Annotated in this window: 19 protein-coding genes; 12 read left to right on the forward strand and 7 right to left on the reverse strand. The window is 40.4% G+C overall.

Translation table 11 applies throughout. The features are described from left to right. Nucleotides 1-60 precede the first annotated feature (60 nt). Nucleotides 61-978, reverse strand: a complete 918-nt coding sequence (locus PSE69_RS05795; protein WP_004921167.1) for a TIGR01777 family oxidoreductase — start codon at nt 976-978, stop codon at nt 61-63. A gap of 298 nt (nt 979-1,276) precedes the next feature. Here PSE69_RS05795 and yfcD point away from each other — a divergent pair, with 298 nt between their 5' ends. From yfcD to PSE69_RS05815, 4 genes are all read left to right on the forward strand, one after another. After that, nucleotides 1,277-1,819 carry an NUDIX hydrolase YfcD gene (gene yfcD / locus PSE69_RS05800; protein WP_004921163.1) on the forward strand — a complete coding sequence of 181 codons (543 nt, stop codon included), beginning with the start codon at nt 1,277-1,279 and terminating at the stop codon, nt 1,817-1,819. 203 nt (nt 1,820-2,022) lie between these two features. Beyond that, nucleotides 2,023-3,258 carry a M24 family metallopeptidase gene (locus PSE69_RS05805; RefSeq protein WP_004921161.1) on the forward strand — a complete coding sequence of 412 codons (1,236 nt, stop codon included), beginning with the start codon at nt 2,023-2,025 and terminating at the stop codon, nt 3,256-3,258. An 18-nt stretch (nt 3,259-3,276) separates the two neighbouring features. Further along, nucleotides 3,277-3,474, forward strand: coding sequence for a DUF3311 domain-containing protein (locus tag PSE69_RS05810; RefSeq protein WP_060561124.1), 198 nt, complete (start codon nt 3,277-3,279; stop codon nt 3,472-3,474). Beyond that, on the forward strand, nt 3,471-4,925 hold the full coding sequence (locus PSE69_RS05815) for a sodium:solute symporter family protein (RefSeq protein WP_014656274.1): 1,455 nt from the start codon (nt 3,471-3,473) through the stop codon (nt 4,923-4,925). Before PSE69_RS05810 ends, PSE69_RS05815 begins: the two co-directional genes overlap by 4 nt. Nucleotides 4,926-5,044: 119 nt before the next feature. Here PSE69_RS05815 and PSE69_RS05820 read toward each other — a convergent pair whose 3' ends face one another. The 4 genes from PSE69_RS05820 to ackA form a co-directional block, all read right to left on the reverse strand. Continuing rightward, the gene (locus tag PSE69_RS05820; protein ID WP_154610222.1) at nt 5,045-5,359 is read right to left on the reverse strand and encodes a hypothetical protein; all 315 of its coding nucleotides are present in this window, start codon (nt 5,357-5,359) and stop codon (nt 5,045-5,047) included. A 57-nt stretch (nt 5,360-5,416) separates the two neighbouring features. Next, nucleotides 5,417-6,097, reverse strand: a complete 681-nt coding sequence (locus PSE69_RS05825; protein ID WP_147441386.1) for a hypothetical protein — start codon at nt 6,095-6,097, stop codon at nt 5,417-5,419. A 284-nt stretch (nt 6,098-6,381) separates the two neighbouring features. Beyond that, the gene (gene pta / locus PSE69_RS05830; protein WP_014656270.1) at nt 6,382-8,526 is read right to left on the reverse strand and encodes a phosphate acetyltransferase; all 2,145 of its coding nucleotides are present in this window, start codon (nt 8,524-8,526) and stop codon (nt 6,382-6,384) included. Between the two features lie 82 nt (nt 8,527-8,608). Beyond that, the gene (gene ackA, locus PSE69_RS05835) at nt 8,609-9,811 is read right to left on the reverse strand and encodes an acetate kinase (RefSeq protein ID WP_004921151.1); all 1,203 of its coding nucleotides are present in this window, start codon (nt 9,809-9,811) and stop codon (nt 8,609-8,611) included. Between the two features lie 603 nt (nt 9,812-10,414). On the opposite strand from ackA, the gene yfbV reads away from it, so the two are divergent. From yfbV to PSE69_RS05855, 4 genes are all read left to right on the forward strand, one after another. Continuing rightward, on the forward strand, nt 10,415-10,870 hold the full coding sequence (gene yfbV / locus PSE69_RS05840) for a terminus macrodomain insulation protein YfbV (RefSeq protein WP_004921149.1): 456 nt from the start codon (nt 10,415-10,417) through the stop codon (nt 10,868-10,870). A gap of 127 nt (nt 10,871-10,997) precedes the next feature. Continuing rightward, a complete protein-coding gene (locus PSE69_RS05845) occupies nt 10,998-11,492 on the forward strand; it encodes a YfbU family protein (protein ID WP_014656269.1) in 495 nt (164 codons plus the stop codon). 20 nt (nt 11,493-11,512) lie between these two features. Then, a complete protein-coding gene (locus PSE69_RS05850; RefSeq protein ID WP_014656268.1) occupies nt 11,513-12,187 on the forward strand; it encodes a sugar phosphatase in 675 nt (224 codons plus the stop codon). Between the two features lie 87 nt (nt 12,188-12,274). Further along, a complete protein-coding gene (locus tag PSE69_RS05855) occupies nt 12,275-14,104 on the forward strand; it encodes an SLC13 family permease (protein WP_121875314.1) in 1,830 nt (609 codons plus the stop codon). Nucleotides 14,105-14,441: 337 nt separating this feature from the next. On the opposite strand, the gene yfbR is transcribed toward PSE69_RS05855, so the two are convergent. Continuing rightward, nucleotides 14,442-15,023 (reverse strand): 5'-deoxynucleotidase, encoded by a 582-nt coding sequence (gene yfbR / locus PSE69_RS05860; RefSeq protein WP_014656266.1) that lies wholly within the window; start codon nt 15,021-15,023, stop codon nt 14,442-14,444. A gap of 212 nt (nt 15,024-15,235) precedes the next feature. On the opposite strand from yfbR, the gene PSE69_RS05865 reads away from it, so the two are divergent. Next, the gene (locus tag PSE69_RS05865) at nt 15,236-15,595 is read left to right on the forward strand and encodes a hypothetical protein (RefSeq protein WP_121875358.1); all 360 of its coding nucleotides are present in this window, start codon (nt 15,236-15,238) and stop codon (nt 15,593-15,595) included. 527 nt (nt 15,596-16,122) lie between these two features. On the opposite strand, the gene PSE69_RS05870 is transcribed toward PSE69_RS05865, so the two are convergent. After that, nucleotides 16,123-17,337: a pyridoxal phosphate-dependent aminotransferase gene (locus PSE69_RS05870; RefSeq protein WP_014656265.1), complete on the reverse strand. Its 1,215-nt coding sequence runs from the start codon at nt 17,335-17,337 to the stop codon at nt 16,123-16,125. Nucleotides 17,338-18,109: 772 nt separating this feature from the next. On the opposite strand from PSE69_RS05870, the gene PSE69_RS05875 reads away from it, so the two are divergent. The 3 genes from PSE69_RS05875 (at nt 18,110) to PSE69_RS05885 (ending at nt 20,923) form a co-directional block, all read left to right on the forward strand. Further along, the gene (locus PSE69_RS05875) at nt 18,110-19,039 is read left to right on the forward strand and encodes a LysR family transcriptional regulator (protein ID WP_014656264.1); all 930 of its coding nucleotides are present in this window, start codon (nt 18,110-18,112) and stop codon (nt 19,037-19,039) included. 747 nt (nt 19,040-19,786) lie between these two features. Continuing rightward, a complete protein-coding gene (locus PSE69_RS05880; protein ID WP_014656263.1) occupies nt 19,787-20,230 on the forward strand; it encodes an NADH-quinone oxidoreductase subunit A in 444 nt (147 codons plus the stop codon). An 18-nt stretch (nt 20,231-20,248) separates the two neighbouring features. Beyond that, nucleotides 20,249-20,923, forward strand: coding sequence for a NuoB/complex I 20 kDa subunit family protein (locus PSE69_RS05885; RefSeq protein WP_004921127.1), 675 nt, complete (start codon nt 20,249-20,251; stop codon nt 20,921-20,923). The last annotated feature ends 8 nt before the right edge of the window (nt 20,924-20,931 follow it).

A 20,931-nucleotide genomic window follows, 5' to 3' on the forward strand; every position in this document is an offset into this window, starting at 1 on the left:
TGTCGCCGTTTAGTTAATCTACTGACCATGACGCATTGAATGGTCAGTAGCCTGCTCAAACTAGCTCGTTGAACTATCACGCGTTTTAAATAAATCTTCTAAGGCGATTTTTAACTCAATATATTCAAATTGAAAACCCGCCTCTTCCAAGCGTTTTGGGATAGCTTGCTGCCCACCAAGCACTAACGTCGCTGCTTCACCCAAAATGGCCTTAATCATAAAGGCGGGAGTTCGAACAAAAGCGGGGCGGTTAATGACCTCGCCTAAAATAGCGGCAAATTGGTCATTATGGACAGGATAAGGCGCTGTCATATTAAAGGGGCCTGATAAAGTTGGGTTATCGAGCAAAAAACAGATAGCATTGACCATATCGTTAATATGTATCCATGGCATAAATTGTTTGCCATGACCAATTGGGCCACCAGCCCCCATTTTAAAGATAGGAAGGACTTTTGCGAGCGCGCCTCCGTTTAATGACATCACAATGCCTGTACGTAATAAACAAACGCGGGTCGATGGTGATTGCGCATTTTGAGCAAGGGCTTCCCAATGTTGGCAGAGTTGATGAGTAAATTCATCGTGTGGCTGCTCTGATTCTGTGACAACGGCTTGGCCTTGATCGCCATAATAACCAACCGCAGAGCCAGATAAAAAAGTATGCGGTGGTGTTTTACTTGCAGCGATTAATTCAGTTAAGCGTTGAGTGATTTTCCATCGGCTATCACACAACAATTTTTTTTGTTCATCACTCCAGCGCTTTTCAGCGATAGGCTCCCCAGCAAGGTTAATCACAGCATCAAAATCATTGAGATCTTGCTTATCCTGTAGTGAAGTCCAACATTCGATAGCCTTACAAAAGCGGCTGTAGACTTTCTGCGGGGAACGGCTTAGTACTGTTACCTTATCAGAGCGAGCAACAAGCCGTTGTACGAGAGGTGTACCAATTAAACCGGTACCACCGGTAATAAGTATCCGCATAATCGCCTCCTGTGAAAAATTGGACTAATCAGTGTAAAGCTTATCTGAGCTAACTATAGCAGCTACTCAGAAAATTTGCTGAGACTGCATTGCATTTCCTAAAAATTCGCTTGTTGTTCCTGTAAATAGCCTATTATTAAAGCTCCTGCAACATGAAATCAATACTCAAATTTGTGTGCTATCACTTGCAAGGGGAACGTGAAAAGCATACCTTGTTACAGACTGTTTGCTTGACCGATTTCGGCAATAGTTCTATGGCATAAAAACTGTGTTAACAGGTTAAAAAAAGGTTTTAAGGATGGAAGAACAAACCGAAGTGGTTGAATGGGTTGACATTGTTGATGAGAACAATGAGGTTATCGCTCAGGCCACACGTAGCCAGATGCGAGCAGAGAACTTGCGCCATCGTGCTACTTACATTGTTGTCCATGATGGAATGGGCAAAATACTGGTACAAAGGCGAACGGATAGTAAAGATTTCTATCCGGGCTACTTAGATGCGACTGCTGGCGGAGTGGTGACTCAAGGTGAAAATATTTTAGATTCTGCTAAGCGTGAAGCAGAAGAAGAATTAGGCATTGCAGGCGTGCCGTTTGCTGAACATGGCTTATTTTATTATGAAGGCGAAAACTGCCGTATATGGGGCGGTCTGTTTAGTTGTGTGAGCCATGGCCCTTTTGCATTGCAAGAGTCTGAGGTGGTTGAGGTGAATTGGTTAACGCCAGCCGAAATTAGTGCTCGTTGTGATGAATTTACCCCTGACTCCTTAAAAGCGCTCTCTTTATGGTTAACACGGAATAATGAGTTTGAGAAAGCTATTTCGTGTGCAAATAATTCGTAACTTAACGACTTAAATTGATAAGGGCTATGCTTTAGCCCTTTAATTCATACTGTCTTCTATTCTATAGTGTTACTGATACTATATTATAACTATTAGTTATAATTAATAAGTGGGCTATTTGATATATTTATATGCCCACTGAATTATGCCTTCCTGCTAATTAATTCTTGGTCACCATGTTGCACCATCCGAGAGAATAAATAATGACAATTCATAAAGATGTATCTTCTTTAAAACAACAACACCTACAAAATGTCACGAATAAAGCCCGTGCGATTATGGAGCGAGAGGGGATTGAAGCCCTCGTAGCTACCGTGGGAGATAATTTTTATCACTTAACCGGTTTTGCTAGTTTCTTCATGTATACCTTTAGGCAAACAGGCTCGGCGATCGCGGTAATTTTTCGTGACCCATCAGTGAAATCGCTGGTGATTATGAATGAATTTGAGGCTGCAAATTTGCAATTGGAAATGCCTAATGCACAAGTGCGTACATTCCCAATATGGGTTGATGTGGATGATCCTTATCACCCTGATAATGGCAAAGTTGTTAAGCAAAGGCCTATTCATAGCCCGATTGAGACTATCTTTACGCTATTAAAAGATGCGCTGGCCGAAGCCGATGTATATGGTAAACCTGTCGCCATTGAATTGGGTCAAATCAGCCATATGGGGAAAGTGTGGCTAGACAAGGTGATCCCAGAATTAAATCTAGTGGATTCCGCTCCGCTCTTCAATGAATTGCGCGTTATCAAGAGTGAATGGGAAATCGCTCACTTAAGAAAAAGTGCTCAAATTACAGAAGCGGGTATTCAAGCTGCTAGCGAATTAATCAAAGTGGGTTGTACTTCCGCTGAATTAACCGCAGCTTTTAAAGCTAAAGTGATGGAGTTTCCAGAAACTAACTACAGTCGTTTCAATTTAATTTCAGTCGGCAGTGATTTCTCCCCAAAAATGCTACCGGAAAATGTGCCTGCGAAAGAAGGGGATCTTATTAAATTCGATTGTGGTGTTGATGTTGCGGGATATGGGGCTGATATTGCAAGAACCTTTGTCGTTGGCAATGCTAACGATAAAGTTAAAGAGATTTATCAAACCATACATAAAGGCCATGAATACATGCTCAACCGTGTCGCTCCCGGGGTACGTTTAAGTGATGTGTTCAATGAAACCATGGCATTAATTCGCTGTTCTGGCTTACCACACTATAACCGTGGTCACTTAGGGCATGGAGATGGCGTATTTGTCGGGTTAGAAGAAGCCCCTTTTGTGAGTGCAGCGACGACTGATGTGTTTCAGCCGGGAATGGTGATGAGCCTAGAAACACCTTATTACGGTATCGGCATTGGCAGCATTATGATTGAAGACATGCTGCTAGTCACTGAAGAGGGAGTTGAGATGCTCAGCCATTTGCCACGTCATTTGGTTTCTGGTGGTTAAGTAAGAAGGAATTAATGTATGAAATGGTATCACTTTTTGGTGCTCTTCCCGCTACTGGCTCTAACTGTGGGTATTTACTATGCCAATCGCGTAGAGCCTTTTGTTATGGGATTGCCTTTTTTAATGTTTTGGATTGTGGCTTGGGTGGTGATCAGCGCTTTAATTATGCTGCTAATTAATATTTTAGACTCTAAAAAGAATAAGGAAAAACAATGAGCTACGCTTTAGTTGTCATTACACTGTTTTTCCTATTGAGTATCTACCTTGCATTAAGGTCGAAAAAAGGTAAAACCATGGATCACGAAGGGTGGTCTGTTGGTGGACGTAGTTATGGCGCTTTATTAGTCTTTTTACTCAGTGCAGGTGAAATTTATACTACCTTTACTTTTTTAGGGGGGAGTGGCTGGGCATATGGGAAAGGGCCTGCCATATTATACACATTGGCGGTTAACGCTTTTATGGGGATATTTCTATATTGGGTGCATCCTCGTGTATGGCGATTTGCTAAGCAGAATGATATTAGAACCATCTCTGACTTCTTTGGGGCAAAATATCAAAGCCAAGGCTTAGCACTATTGATTAGCCTAATTTCCATTGTGGCGATGGTGCCCCTTTTCGTATTGCAGCTTAAAGGGCTTGGTATTATTGTTTCTCAAGCCTCTTATGGTGCTATTCCCGCAGATATGGCGATTTGGATAGGCATCATTGCAGTGACCTTGTTTGTGATGATTTCAGGTATTCATGGTTCAGCATGGACATCGGCATTAAAAGATTTGATGATCTTAATTGTTGTTGTCTTTATCGGTGTTTATATTCCCTTGCATTACTACGGTAGTTTTGGCGATATGTTCCGTGCTATCGATACGGCTAGCCCAGGCTTTCTGACATTTTCTGAGCAGGGATTGAATATTCCGTGGTATATCTCAACTATCTTTTTATCTGTAGTGGCTTATTTTTGCTGGCCGCACTATATGGCCGCCGTATTTACAGCTAAAGATGAAAAGTCATTAAAGCGTAATAGTATTCTCATTCCTGCATACAGCTTGATTATGCTGTTCGCGTTCTTTGTTGGTTATGCTGCAATATTACAAATACCGCATCTTGATGGCTCAATGGTGGATTTATCGTTATTTGAGATCGCTAAAACCACATTTTCACCGCTTATTGTTGGTCTTATTGGTGCCGCGGGTATGCTGACGGCATTAGTACCTGGTTCAATGTTATTATTGACGACGTCTAATATGTTGGCGGGAGTGGTGCAAAAAGCATTAAATGTGAGTGAAGAGAAACGTCAATCAGGGATTTATGCGCGTTTTATGGTGCCTTTGGTTGCGTTAGTGAGTTTGTACTTTATTTTTCACAGCAACGACACATTAGTGGCTATCATGTTATTAGGTGTTAATATTGTCGCACAATTTTTTCCCGCGTTATTGATGAGCTTTAGAAAACATAACCCTATGACGGCGACGGGGGCAATGGCTGGTATTATCGCAGGGGTCATTTTCCTTGCAGTGACTTATATTGAGCACATTTCGTTATCGCAACTGTTCCCTTGGTTAGGCAAAGGGCTTGAATTTATGAATATCGGTATCGCTGCATTTGTGTTAAATATTATTGTTGCAACGGTCGTATCGTTATTGATGGGTAGAAAGCAAAAAGCGATTTAGATGCTATTGTTGATAGGGCAGTGTTTTTGCCCTATCAATCAGTTAGTTATTTCTAATAGGTGGTGTAGCGGTTATTTGCTGGTATGGTTTTTAATATTTTAGTTTTATAACCCCATAAGTTAAATTGTTTTTCTGTGATGTTTTAATTTGCTACTTTTCATTCTTAATGCTTTTGCATCTTGGTTTACCAAGCGCTCATCTATTCTTGGTGCTTGGATATAATTGAATGTTTGATTTGCAGCCAGTGAGCTAGACAAACTGACAGTTTTTTCTTCAGTTTTGGCTCTCATTTCAAACTTATATGACTTATCATTAAACAGAGCATCTAAGAAGTTAAAAAAATGACTTTTATCGGTTGTTTTAAATAGTCCTTTATTCGGTTCGAAAAATTCAAAAATAGGTTTACCATTTCTATATTTAACGACAATTCCCATTGAGTGCGTTTGACTGCACAGGTTACCAATAATATCCTTTTTCTTTATTAAGCAATCTTAAATGTGTGCTTTTAATTCTTTGGATGTAAAGGTGATATCGAAATCAATAGATGTAATTGAGTCATAATGTATATTTTGTATATTTTCAAGCTGTGTTAATCTTTCTTTTGTAAGCTCTAAATAATAATCTTTCACTAAAGAGAAAAATAGTGGAAAGCGCAGTGAGTCTATTTCGCTTTCATTCTGAAAACATTTTGAAGAGACATCACTAACTAAGTTATTATAACGGTTTTTTTCTAATTTAAGAGGAGGATTAAGTGCATCATGGTAAACTTTATTGATAAACTCGTGTAGCTCTAGATATAAATGTTTTTCATCCTCTTTAATTGATAACGTGTTTTTTTGAAATAACCTATTTATGTAATCACAGTCATCTTCATTATATTCTTTTTTTATTTTATTGAATTTATTCAGTATATCTCTTAAAAAATAAATCATGTGATGATGATTTTGAATGTTCCTAGCTTTATTGAAATTCTGATTTAACAAGGCCTCACTATGTTTTTTAAAGGCTTTATAATGATAGGTGTCTTTTAAAAAATCAACCAACTTTATTTTTTTTATGTTTTTATAAGCGTTATATGTCTCAGTGACATAGATCTCTTCTTGGTTTGCATGAGCATAATATAAAAAAGAGTTAGTTAGCCCATAACAGATCCCATCTTGTAAACTTTTCATATTATCTACCCCAATTATTTTTTGAGGTGTTTTTAAAATGGTTGATAATATCAACTTGCTCAAATTTTACTGAATATTTAAAAGCATCTAGCATGCTCATCTCCGCGCTTAATTATATTTTAAATGTTCCTTTATTATTACTATTAATGGTAATTAATCTTGCAATTTTCAGCAGTTAAGAGGAGATGAGGAAAAGCGTCTCGCGTATTTTTGTTAGATAAAACAAAGCCAACCGTTTTTGTTCAGTTGGCTTTTTAATTAAGACAAAATGCTAATAATTTATATTAGGCATTTTCATTTTGTACGGCTTGGATCGCTGTCAGAGCAACGGTGTAAACAATATCATCGACCAATGCACCACGTGATAGGTCGTTAACCGGTTTACGCATACCTTGCAGCATTGGACCAATAGAAACGAGGTCGGCTGAACGCTGAACCGCTTTATAAGTCGTGTTACCCGTGTTCAAGTCAGGGAAAATAAACACGGTAGCTTTACCTGCAACAGGTGAGTTTGGTGCTTTTGATTTCGCGACATCCGCCATTACAGCCGCATCATACTGCAATGGACCATCAATCATTAAGTCTGGACGTTTTTCTTGTGCTAAACGAGTTGCTTCACGCACTTTCTCAACGTCACTTCCTGCACCTGAATTACCAGTAGAGTAGGAGATCATTGCAACACGAGGTTCGATACCAAAGGCTTTCGCGGAATCTGCTGATTGGATAGCAATCTCTGACAGTTGCTCTGCGGTTGGGTCTGGGTTGATCGCGCAGTCACCATAAACGAAGACTTGCTCAGGGAGTAGCATAAAGAAGACAGAAGAGACTAATGAGCTACCCGGCGCTGTTTTGATCAATTGCAGAGGTGGACGGATAGTATTTGCTGTGGTGTGGACGGCACCGGATACGAGACCATCAACTTCACCTTTTTCGAGCATTAATGTACCCAAAACAACATTGTCTTCAAGTTGCTCACGAGCAACAACTTCGGTCATGCCTTTGTTTTTGCGTAGCTCAACTAGGCGAGCAACATAATCTTCGCGTACCTTCACAGGATCAACGATTTCGATGCCTGTACCAAGCTCAATACCTTGCGCAGCAGCGACGCGGCGAATATCTTCTGGATTACCTAATAGTACGCAAGTTGCAATACCACGCTCCGCACAGATAGAGGCAGCCTTAACCGTACGTGGCTCATCACCTTCTGGTAAAACAATACGCTTACCGGCTTTACGTGCTAGTTCAGTTAATTGATAACGGAAAGCAGGTGGTGATAGGCGGTTAGGACGCTCAGAATCAGCCACGAGTGATTCAATCCATTCACTGCTAATATGACGAGCAACGTAGTTTTGAATTTTTTCAATACGTTCATGGTCATCCGCAGGCACTTCTAAGCTGAAACTTTGTAGATTCAGTGAAGTTTGCCATGTATTGCTTTTCACCATAAATACAGGTAGACCTGTTTCAAAAGCTTGTTCACAGAGTTGGCGAATAGGCTCGTCGATTTGGTAGCCGCCAGTTAGCAGGATTGCACCAATTTCAACGCCATTCATTGCCGCAAGAGACGCAGAAACTAATACATCTGGGCGGTCTGCCGAAGTCACTAAGAGTGAACCCGGGCGGAAATGCTCAAGCATATGAGGAATACTACGAGCACAAAAAGTCACTGATTTCACGCGGCGAGTATTGATTTCACCTTCATTAACAACGTCGGCATTCAAGTGTCTTGCCATGTCGATGGCACGCGTTGCAATCAGGTCAAAGTTCCAAGGGATTGATGCTAGAACCGGTAGACTTAGGCACTCTAAATCTTTTGCTGTGATATTCGCAATGGTTGCTTTGGTCGAATCATCAAAGATTTCAGAGAGGTCAGGGCGAGTACGACCTTGCTCATCAACAGGGGCATTCACTTTATTGACGATAACCCCGATAATATTTTTATTGCGTTGGCCGCCGAATTCGTTACGTACTAACTCAAGGCGCTCTTTCATTTGAGTTATATTGCTGTTACCCGGTGCGGTGACAAACACAATTTCTGCACCTAAGGTTTTTGCGATGTCATAGTTCAGAGACTGTGCAAAAGAGTGCTTACGCGTTGGCACTAAACCTTCGATTAATACCACTTCAGCATTTTTAGTTTGCTCATGATAACGGGCAACAATCTCTTCCATAAGCACGTCTTTTTTTGAAGAGGTCAGTAATGACTCTACATATTCCATTTTTAATGGTTCGACGATAGTGGTGAGACTTGAATGAGAGCGTAAAACTTCAGTGGTTTGATCTTTACTACCGGAAATACGTGGCTGAGCGATAGGTTTAAATACGCTCAACTGGACACCTTTTTGTTCCATTGAACGAACGACACCTAAGCTGACGCTGGTCAAACCAACGCTAGTGCCGGTAGGAATTAACATAATTGTACGAGACACGGGAACCTCTTTAATCGGTTACTCTAATAAAACAGTATCATAAAGTAGTACCGCCAGCGGGTTAGGCTGGCGGTAGAGAATCTTAAGCGGTTAAGCGTGCTGAATCTTGAGCAATCACTAACTCTTCGTTAGTTGGGATAACCAGCGCTGGGCGGCTGTTATCTGTGGTGATTAAGCCTTCTTTACCGAAACGTGCAGCTAAGTTGCGCTCATGGTCGCACTCGAAGCCAAGTAGGGCCAGTTTCTTCAGCGTTAACTCACGTACTTGCGCAGAGTTTTCGCCGATACCGCCAGTAAAGATAATGGCATCAAGACGGCCTTCCATCAATGCACAGTATGCACCGACATATTTCGCTAAGCGATGGCAGAAAACGTCCATAGCGCGTTTAGCGTCGGCTTTGGTTGCATAGTTATCTTCAACATAACGGCAGTCACTAGTCACACCGGTTAAGCCGAGAAGGCCAGACTCTTTTGTTAGCAACTTGTTGATCTGCTCAACGCTCATGCCGAGTGAGTCATGTAGATGGAAAATGATCGCAGGGTCGATATCACCACTACGCGTTCCCATGACTAAGCCTTCTAATGGTGTCAGACCCATAGAGGTGTCAACACATTGACCGTTAACAACCGCCGTCACCGAGCCACCATTACCTAAATGGCAGGTAATAACGTTAAGCTCTTCAACCGGTTTATTCAATTTTTTCGCCGCTTCACGGGAGACATAGTAGTGGCTAGTTCCGTGAGCGCCATAACGACGGATACCATGCTCTTCATATAATTCATATGGTAGTGCATATAGGTAAGCTTCTTCAGGCATAGTTTGATGGAACGCAGTGTCGAAAACCGCTACGTTTTTGTGTACTAAATGAGGGAATGCCTTTCTCGCTTCCTCGATACCAATCAAGTGAGCTGGATTATGCAAAGGTGCAAATGGCACTGCTGCTTTAATGCCTTCAACGACGTCGTCATTGATCAAAACAGATGAGGTGAATTTCTCGCCACCATGAACAATACGGTGACCAATAGAAGAAATTTGAGCAGACAACTCAGGTTTTGCTGCAAGAATAGTGTTAACAATGAAGTTCAGTGCTTCACTGTGTGCCGCGCCTGCACCTAATTCAGCTTCATGCTTAGCGCCGTCCATTTTCCACTTAATACGAGCTTCAGGCAGATTAAAGCATTCAGCTAATCCAGATAAATATTCATCGCCATTGGTTGGATCGATGATGGCGAATTTCAGTGAGGAGCTACCGCAGTTTAGTACCAGTACCAGCTTACTTGACATGGAAATACCTATCGTTAATTGTTGTTGTGAAGCCTTTAAGTTGCAAAAGCATAAAAAGACTTTGTAAAAAGTATGGTATCGCTAGAGACTAGCGCATTTGACACCTGATATTTCATGATTGATATCAATGATAATGTCAAAACTACATGTATCGGTGCCTAATAAAGGGTTAAAAAAGCCGTGTTTTTAATTGCATTAAGCGCATGATGAGTGAACTTAATGACTGGCGTTGAAATAACACGCAAAAACCCCAATATATATCAAAGCTGTAGAACAATTGAAACCAAGCATGAATTAACAGACTTCTACAGCGATGCTAAATGCGGCCAATTCTACTAAAATTATTTTATATTTTGTATGTTTTTTTTAGAAATGGCCGGTTTGATTGATTAAAATCATAAGCACCGTAAAAAATACGCATTTTATGCAAATTTACCTATCAATCAGGATAGCTGATTTCGCCAAAAATGATCAGATTAGTGCGGCAATAATTGAAAATTATCTATTTGTGCTTATTCATAGGCATTGCTGTTAAAATGGCGTAAGGTAAGTATTAAATGTGTTATTTCTTTATATAGGTTTGCGAGTCATAGGAAGGAATGTATGAGTACATTACAAAACTCACCATCGGGTTTTTTTAAACGATTTAGGTTGGGGAACCTGTACCTAAAAACGTTTCCTATGGAGAAAAAGTTAACCCCAATCTTCCCTGAATTGCGCATGATCAAGGCGACTCGGTTTGGTATTCGCTATATGCCGCCTATTGCTATCTTTACACTGACTTGGCAAATCGCACTAGGGGGAGACCTCGGTCCTGCGGTTGCAACAGCACTATTTGCTTGCAGTTTACCGATGCAGGGTTTGTGGTGGCTTGGTAAAAGAGCATCGACTCCACTTCCCGCCAGTTTGTTGAGTTGGTTCTACGAAATTCGAGAAAAATTTGTACAAGCAGGGATTGCGATGGCACCTGTAGAAGGGCAGCCTGATTACTTGGCATTAGCACAATTGTTACAACGAGCATTTAAACAATTAGATAAGTCATTTATGGACGATATTTAAATTAAAAGTCCGATTTAACAACAAGTAACGCAAAAAGCCTGTCTAGATCAATAAAAGTGATGTTTTCACTGTCCATCATGAAATTTGAATGCGAAGATGAGCTAAAAATTTTCCGAGGAGAAGCATGATGGAAATGACCAACGCACAACGCCTAATTTTATCTAACCAATATAAAATGATGACTATGCTCGATCCTGAAAATGCGGATCGTTATCGCCGTCTACAAACGATTGTAGAGCGGGGTTTTGGTTTGCAAATGCGTGAGCTTGATAGAGATTTTGGTGAATTAAGTGAAAGCACTTGCCGTACCGTCATTGATATTATGGAAATGTATCATGCTTTACAGGTCTCATATGGCAATATGAGTGACCCACAAGGCATTGACGCGCGTCGAGTACAATTTTTAGGTTTTGATGCAGCAACAGAGGCGCGTTATTTGAGTTATGTTCGCTTTATGGTTAATACGGAAGGTCGCTATACGCATTTCGATAGCGGAACTCATGGTTTCAACTCACAAACACCAATGTGGGATAAATATGTGCGGATGCTGGGGATCTGGCGTGCATGTCCTCGCCAATACCACCTATCTGCGGTAGAGATTAGTCAAATTATTAACGCATAATGCGTTTGTAAGGGGTAAAAGTGGAGTTAAAAGCAAAAGGTTTACTATTTGATCTTGATGGTACACTTGTCGATTCATTAGCTGTTGTTGAGCGCTGCTGGTGCTTATTTGGTAAAGAGATAGGGGTAGCGCCAGAAGAAATCATTCGTTTTATCCATGGGAAACCTGCGCTAACCAGTTTACGCCACTTTATGCCTGATGCCAGTGAAGACGAAATTAATGCTCGTTTTCGCTGGTTAGAAGAAATGGAAGCTTCCGACACTGAAGGTGTTATTGCGTTATCAGGCGCCGTAGCACTGCTCACCCGTTTAGAGGAGTTAGGGGTGCCTTGGGCTATCGTAACCTCAGGAACCGTACCGATAGCGCATGGTCGTCAACAAGCAGCAGGATTACCTGAACCCAAACATTGGGTCACATTTGAAAAAGTGACAAAAGGTAAGCCTGATCCTGAACCTTTCCTATTAGGGGCAAAATGCCTAAATTTAGATCCACAAGCGTGTATTGCATTTGAAGATGCACAAGCAGGCATTCACTCAGCCCTTGATGCAGGCTGCCAAGTGGTCGCTGTTCATGCCCCAGAGAGTATGCCAAGAAGAGAACAAATTCATGCAATAATCAGTTCATTAACGCAAATTTCGGTATCTGGCCCAGACAAAAATGGTGTTTTCACACTATCTGTATCAAAAAATGTTTAATACCGAATTAATCAAAGAAATTCTCCGCTAAACATGGTTAACTAAAGGAATTGATTAGCACTGTTTTTTTCGTCGAAAGGGGATGCTTTGAACGGAGAATTACTGTGGGTGTTAACCCTGCTACTGATAGCTATCGTACTGTTTACCACAAACAAAATTCGGATGGATGTGGTCGCGTTATTGGTTATCGTTGCATTTGTTCTAAGTGATACTTTAACTTTAGAGCAAGCCACTGCGGGTTTCGCCGATCCTAACGTATTATTGATAGCGGCGTTATTTGTGATTGGTGATGGCTTGGTTCGAACAGGGATCGCCTATCAAATGGGCGATTGGCTGGTTCGTGTTGCAGGTAGTAGTGAAAGCAAGATGTTAGTATTTTTAATGCTAACGGTTGCTGGGCTAGGCGCTTTTATGAGTTCTACAGGGGTGGTTGCTATTTTCATCCCTGTTGTACTGAGTGTTGCCGCCCGCATGAAAATCTCTCCAGGTCGCATGATGATGCCATTAGGCTTTGCGGGCTTAATTAGTGGCATGATGACATTAGTTGCGACACCACCGAACATGGTAGTCAATAGTGAATTGGTCAGGGAAGGCATCAAAGGGTTTCAATTCTTCTCCATTACACCAATTGGTATTGTGATTTTATTGGCGGGTATCGCCTATATGTGGCTTGCCCGCCGCTGGTTAGGAAGTAGTGAACCCGATAAGCTCCCCGAACGTTATCAACGTACTTTTCGTGACCTCATTCGTGACTATAAATTAACCGGTAGAGCGCGCCGTCTTGCCATCCGTAAAGGCTCGCCATTAATTGGTCATTCCCTTGATGAATTGCATTTACGCTCTCGCTATGAAGCTAACGTGGTAGGCATTGAGCGCTGGCGGAAATTTCGCCGTGTTATGGTCAGTGCAACAGGGGGAACAGAACTTAGAGAGCAAGATGTATTGCTGGTAGATATTTCTGTCAGTGATGATGAGTTACGCCAATTCTGTTTTGAACAGAAACTGGAACCGATGATTTTACGCGGTGACTATTTTTCTGATCAATCTCGAGATGTTGGTATGGCGGAAGTGTCTATGAACCCAGATTCTGAATTATTGGGTAAAAGTCTTCGCGATATTAAGTTTCGTACTCGTTATGGCCTAAATGTTGTGGGGATCCGCAGAGATGGCAAGGCCATGGATGGTAAATTAGTTGATGAACCATTGAGGCTCGGTGATATTCTCTTGGTCATTGGGGATTGGAAACTGATCCGCATTTTGTCGACAAAACCGCGCAATTTTATTGTGTTAAACCTTGCTGCTGAAGTAGAGGCAGTCGCTCCAGCCGCCTCACAAGCTCCTCATGCGCTGTTTTGTCTGGCATTGATGGTCGCTATGATGGTAACAAATGAAATTCCTAACTTTGTTGCAGCGTTGATTGCGTGTTTATTAATGGGGAAATTCCGTTGCATTGATATGGAGAGCGCCTATAAGTCTATTCACTGGCCCAGTATCATTTTAATTGTTGGGATGATGCCGTTTGCATTGGCGCTTCAAAAAACGGGCGGGATCTCATTGGCGGTTGATGCCCTCATGGAGGTTGCGGGTAATTTGGGGCCACATGTCATGCTGCTATGTCTATTTATACTTTGTGCCACAATAGGTTTATTTATTTCTAATACCGCTACGGCCGTTTTAATGGCGCCTATCGCGATTGCTGCGGCACGTCAGATGGAGGTTTCACCATTACCGTTTGCGATGATTGTTGGGATTGCAGCTTCTGCGGCATTTATGACGCCAGTCTCGTCACCAGTGAACACATTAGTGCTAGGCCCTGGGGGCTATAAGTTTGGTGATTTTGTCAAAATTGGTGTGCCATTTACCATCATCGTGATGATTATAAGCGTATTATTAGTACCTATTCTTTTTCCTTTCTAATGAGAATGAAGCCCTTTATCAGAGGGCTTCTACTTCTTTTTGTATTCATTAAAAAACGTAACCGTTAATAGCTTAAATAACTTGAGATCGGCTTAAGCCGACTTCAGATTAACGCTTATGATAATTGGCCTGTAAAATACATGATTAAAAGTGGCAAAAAAATAGCAAACAAAAAACAATTTCTATTGTTCTCATAGAGAGTGATCATGGAAAAGTTATATTAGGTATTAATGGTGATTCAAGACGACTGAATATCGATTTCCCGACAGTATTAAAAGAATGAGAGTGAGTGTTATTGATTAAACTGGAATGAAAAGTACCATTCCAGTTTTGAAGATTAATGGCTAATTTCATCAAGAGATAGTTTAAAACCAGGTACAAAAATCTCGATAAAATAATCCATCTCGGGGCTTTGTCGCTCAGCAAGGATTTTTTCAAGGCGTTTTTTGGCTAATTTAAATTCACTATTTCCGGCAGATAACTCTTCTAAACATTTTAAATAAGCGCACAGCGAGTCAGCCTGTTTAACAATGCTGTGCTCTTCATCCGATTGCAACTCTTCAATGAGAAGTGGCTTGAAATCCTCTTGTAGCTCTTCTGGAAGCATATCTAGCAATTTTTGCTGGGCAAATTGTTCTATCTTTTTATATTCATGCGCAATCTGTGAATTGTGATACTTAATCGGGGTGGGAAGGTCACCCGTAATCACTTCACTGGCATCATGGTACATTGCTAATAAAGCAATGCGTTCAGCGTTAACGTGACCACCGAATTTGCGGTTTTTGATAATCGCCAGCGCGTGAGCGACCATGGCAACTTGTAAGCTATGCTCTGAGACATTCTCAGTACGGACATTACGCATTAGCGGCCAGCGATAGATGAGTTTCATTCGTGCAAGGTGGGCAAAAAAGTAGCTCATAAAACCTCATTAAATGGGCAAAGAAACGATTATATTATAGTCTATTTAAAATAGATATTGGTTTGTCAAAGGTTAAGGAAATTAAAATAGAAGTAAATTAATAATTTAAGTGATTTTATATCGCTAATCATTCATTTATTTTATATCTGCTGTAAAACAGCATTAATTAAATTTATTTCTATTGATAGCATGAGAAACTATATGGAGGGTTTATGCCTTGGAATTTGGGGTTTATTACATTTGAAAATTTTTGGCATGAAAAATTAAAATATGTCAGATTACATCATACGGCCGCTCATGGTAAGCCAACAGATATGACACCTTATAATATTGAGCATGGGAAGATTATAAAAAAAGCAGGTTCATTTGAGTATTCTGGCTATGAAGATTATTGGCGACTAGAAATAATAACAGAGCGAGGAGAAAGATTTATTACAAAAAATAATTTTTACTGTTCTATTACTGAAGATGATGACCCAACAGTTATTGTTGGTGTTAATGGTGATGCAAGAACCATGTATATTGCATTTTCTCACTCAAGTGGTTGCAAAACTAAACTACTAAGAGCCTAGTAAAGCTAATTTAAAAGAGAAGAGATAATGCTATCATAATAAGATAGTAGCTTTAATTTTATTAGGCCAATATACTTTTATAGAACGTCTGTTTATGATGTTCTTTTATTGTTGTTTTATTTGTTTTTAATTATTGTTTGATCTGCGGTGATAAAAATCTATAATCAGGAATAACATTCTTAATAAATAATGGTAGGGGATAATATGAAATACTTTCCAATTATATTATTGCTATTCTTTTTAGCAGCAGTTTATTTTATTTCTATTATATGATTATTGATAAACGATAATAAATAAGTCTGAATCATCTTTTTAAGAGTATTAACAAAACGTTGTTCAATAAAGAGGTGATAGGCCGTCTATTGTGTTTGATGAATGCTTAGCTCTATTGTCTCAATAAGACAGCAGGGCTTTTTTATTTTCTAGCTTAAATTGGAAAAGTAATAAATGTTAAGCCGTAACAGACGATTCATAAAAAACACTCCCTTTTTTGAGGGAGTGTTTCTGTCTTAACGATTAATGAAGCATTATTGGCGATAATTTTCGATAAAACGACCAAATTTATTAATTGCCATTTCAAGATCATCTGCATAAGGCAGGGTCACGATGCGGAAGTGATCCGGCTCTGGCCAGTTAAATGCAGTACCTTGTACAAGAAGCACTTTTTCTTGTAGTAATAAATCAAGGATCATTTTCTGGTCATCATGGATATTGAAACGCTTAATATCGATTTTAGGGAACATATACAGCGCGCCTTGTGGTTTTACACAAGAAACCCCTGGGATTTGGTTAATTAATTGCCAAGCACGTTCACGTTGCTCATATAACCTACCACCGGGTTGAATAAATTCGCTGATGCTTTGATAGCCGCCGAGCGCTGTTTGGATAGCATGCTGCATAGGAACGTTAGCACACAGGCGCATTGATGCTAACATTTCGAGACCTTCAATATAGCTCTTAGCTTGTTGTTTCGGCCCGTTTAATACCATCCAACCTTGGCGGAAACCTGCCACACGATAGGTTTTTGACAATCCGTTAAAAGTGACGGTCAGTAAATCTGGCGCTAATGCCGCAATTGAGTGATGCACGGCACCGTCATACAGGATTTTATCGTAAATCTCATCGGCAAAAATAATAAGGTTGTGTTGGCGTGCAAGCTCAACGATTTCTAACAATAACTCTTTACTGTAAACCGCGCCGGTTGGGTTATTTGGGTTAATGATGACAATTCCGCGAGTGCGAGGCGTAACTTTTTTACGAATATCATCAATATCAGGCATCCAACCTTGCTGTTCATCACACATATAATGAACTGCATTACCACCGGATAAAGAAACTGCCGCAGTCCACAACGGGTAATCAGGGGCAGGTACTAGCATCTCATCACCATTATTGAGCAGCGCTTGCATTGCTTGCACAATCAGTTCAGAAACACCATTACCAATATAAACGTCTTCAACCGTCATTTCACGAATATTGCGAGCCTGATAGTGCTGAACAATGGCTTTACGTGCGGAATATAATCCTTTTGAATCACAATAACCTTGCGAGCTCGGTAGATTACGCAATACATCGACCAGAATTTCATCTGGGGCTTCGAAGCCAAACGGTGCCGGATTACCGATATTTAGCTTGAGGACTTTGTTACCTTCTTCTTCTAAGCGCTTTGCTTCTTTTAATACAGGCCCGCGAATGTCGTAACAGACATTATCAAGCTTGTTAGATTTTTTAATGTTATTCATTCGTTCTCTCATTACCCTATTTGGGAAGACTTAAGTAGGGGGATTCCGGCTTATCTGTTACTACTCTACTCTTACCACGGAAGCTTTTGAAGATAGGAGATAATTTTTGGTGAAAAAGGTTGGTTTATGCTGTGATGTGACTGTTGATAACTAAACATGCCACTTAAGTTGAATGTAGATGCCAATAATATTAATTAATTTGAAGTTATCTGTTGTCAATTCTGGCTGTTTTGGAGGAAAAAATAGAAATTATGGACAAATAATGGCTAGAAACAAAAAGATTGTATCAAATTGTAAGATTGATGACGAAATTGGATGTATAGAAATAAAAATTCATAAATTTCCGTGGAATTTCAACAGAAATTAGCTCTTTTTGTTAGTAATATTGATTGTTCTAGTGAGAAAATAATGAATAAAAATGAATGATAAAACTATAACTAACTGAAAAATAAACGTTTGAGTTAGGGCGTGAGTACATGTTTAAAGGCATTTACATTAAAATAATTGCAATTACATTAAATATGTTAGTATTTAGAGGACGGCAAATAAGAAGGTTGTTTTTACGATTTAAATTAAATCGATTGGTTAACATGCTTCTTTGTCGTTCGGTGGAACGTTCATTTTAAGATTGTCCCACTCGGATAAAGTGTAATAAATGTGAGTCTAAGGATTAGATAAGCATCAAGCAAGTTATTTCAGTAATTAAACAAGCTGATCTCAAGGAGGAGAGCAGGAACACCAGGTAACATAAAATTATATAAGAGAATTAAAGATGATAAATTCCAATCGTCCAATAATGAACCTTGATCTGGACCTACTGAGGACATTTGTCGCAGTTGCCGATCTAAATACATTTGCTGCCGCTGCTGCTGCAGTATGTCGAACCCAGTCTGCTGTCAGTCAGCAAATGCAACGCTTAGAACAATTAGTCGGTCGTGAGTTATTTGCTCGCCACGGGAGGAATAAATTACTCACCGCACATGGTTTACAATTACTCGGCTACGCAAGACAAATTTTGCGTGCAAATGATGACGCAACAGCATCATTGACTTATAACGACGCTGAAGGTGAATTGAGAATAGGTGCATCCGATGATACGGTTGATATCTTACTCCCATTTTTACTCAACCGTATTGCGTCTATTTTCCCGCGTCTTGCTGTTGAAGTCAGGATCAAACGCGCACAATTTATTGAGTCAATGCTAGATAATCATGAGATTGATTTAGCTTTGACGACGGCGCGTATTAGCCATCATCCAAAAACAGCATTAAGAACAGTACCGGTGTTATGGCACAGTGCCCCTGATTTCCAGTTGCGCGCTAATGAGCCGATTCCATTAGTAGTTATGGATGAAACAAACCCATACCGCAAACTGAGTACTGATGCTTTAGATAATGCGGGGCTTGCATGGCATATTGCGTATGAAGCAGCATCACTTCCTGCTGTCAGAGCGGCTGTAAATGCAGAAGTCGGCGTGACAGCGCGACCGATGGAAATGCAAAATGCGGATCTGCGCATTTTAAATGAAACGGATGGTCTGCCTCGTTTGCCTGATATCCAATATTGGCTGTATAAAAATGCTGATGAACAAAAGGATTCAGTGTTAACAGTATTTAGTGCAATTGAAAACAAAAAGATCCCTTATGCTGTTGCACCTACCAGTGACGATGTCATTGTTAACGAAAGTGAAGGGTCATTTTAAGCACCAATAATTATTTGATGATTATTAATTGATTAGTACAAACTCAATGGAAAAAACCGCGATAACTTCGCGGTTTTTTTTTGAGCAAAACGGGGCAAAAAAGGACAAAGTAACCACTTAATAAGTATGGTTTAAAATAATATTACGTGAAATAATTGTGATGTAGATGGCAGAACATGAATTTCATTTTTTAGTTACAAAATTGTTATCTTGTTAACAATCATATTTTGCTGAATTGATAAAATAGGACTGCTTAGTCAGACAGTTACTTGATTTAGTGAATAAAAAACAGTTAATGTGACTTAGACTAAATTTGAATATTCTGTAAACAGTATGAGCAAATTTTCAATAAAACTGTGCGCTAGATCAAATAAAAAGAGCAAGTTTTCATCTGGTAAGACAGGTTTTTCCTGAGATAATAGTGTAGTAAAAGCGAATAATCAGTTAGACTAGTCATTGCGTTTATTGTGTGTATTTACACACTGACACGTTTTAGCTGATTTTGAGTACTTTTTGTTGCAATCTTGTTTTTGGTAGGTCAACGAATTGTAGCAAGTACGGGTTATTTTGCTTAAGTTGAGCAAAATAAATAGTCGGAGAGAGGACAAACCAAACACGGTCTTCAGACTGCTTTTTTATGTTTGGTGATGATTTTTGGTCTTTCTTCTCGGTTAACTGGGCAATTATGGTGTAATACTGCCGTTAAGAGCAGATTCACGCACCATGTGTAATGAGTAAGCAACGAGTATGTCTGAATCTATCCTAGCGTTAGCCCATAACTGGGCCTTTGCGATATTCTTTGTCGGCGCCATCGCCCTTTGTTCGTTTATGTTGGTCGCTGGTCATTTCCTCGGCAGCCGTGCCAAAGCCAGAACAAAACACGTACCTTATGAATCAGGTATTGATTCAGTAGGGAGTGCCCGTCTTCGGATGTCGGCGAAATTCTACTTGGTTGCCATGTTCTTCGTTGTCTTCGATGTGGAAGCCATGTTCCTGTTTGCATGGGCTGTAGCCGTCCGTGAAGTCGGTTGGTTAGGCTTTATCGAAGCAGCAATTTTCATTTTGGTATTGTTGGCTGGACTGTTTTATCTGGTTCGCGTTGGTGCATTGGATTGGACTCCTGTCCGTTCACGTCGCGCAGTTAAAGGTCCTAGTGAAGTTATTAAAATCAGCAATCGTCATCCGCAGTAACAAGCGAGGCATTATACAATGGATTATACGCTCACCCGCATAGATCCGAACGGTGAGAACGACCGTTATCCCCTGCAAACTCAAGAAATCGTTACCGATCCACTTGAGCAGCAAGTTAAAAACAGTGTTTACATGGGAAAACTTTCTCATGCCTTACACGATGTCGTTAACTGGGGACGCAAAAATTCTCTTTGGCCATATAACTTTGGTCTCTCATGTTGCTATGTTGAAATGGTGACGTCGTTCACAGCAGTTCATGACGTAGCCCGCTTTGGGGCAGAGGTTCTCCGTGCTTCACCTCGTCAAGCAGACTTTATGGTCGTTGCAGGAACCTGCTTTACGAAAATGGCTCCCGTCATTCAACGTCTCTATGACCAGATGCTTGAACCAAAATGGGTCATCTCCATGGGTTCATGTGCTAACTCTGGCGGTATGTATGACATTTATTCTGTCGTCCAAGGTGTAGATAAATTTATTCCTGTGGATGTTTATATTCCCGGTTGCCCACCACGTCCTGAAGCTTATATGCAAGCTCTGCTTCTGTTACAGGAATCCATCGGTAAAGAGCGTCGTCCGCTATCGTGGGTTGTTGGTGATCAGGGGGTTTATCGTGCCAATATGCAATCAGAAAGAGAAAGAAAGCACGGTGAACGTATCGCAGTGACTAACTTGCGAACCCCAGACGAAATTTAAGGCTTAAA

Origin of the sequence: Providencia sp. PROV122 (genome assembly GCF_028482365.1) — a bacterium.
Taxonomy (GTDB): domain Bacteria; phylum Pseudomonadota; class Gammaproteobacteria; order Enterobacterales; family Enterobacteriaceae; genus Providencia; species Providencia stuartii.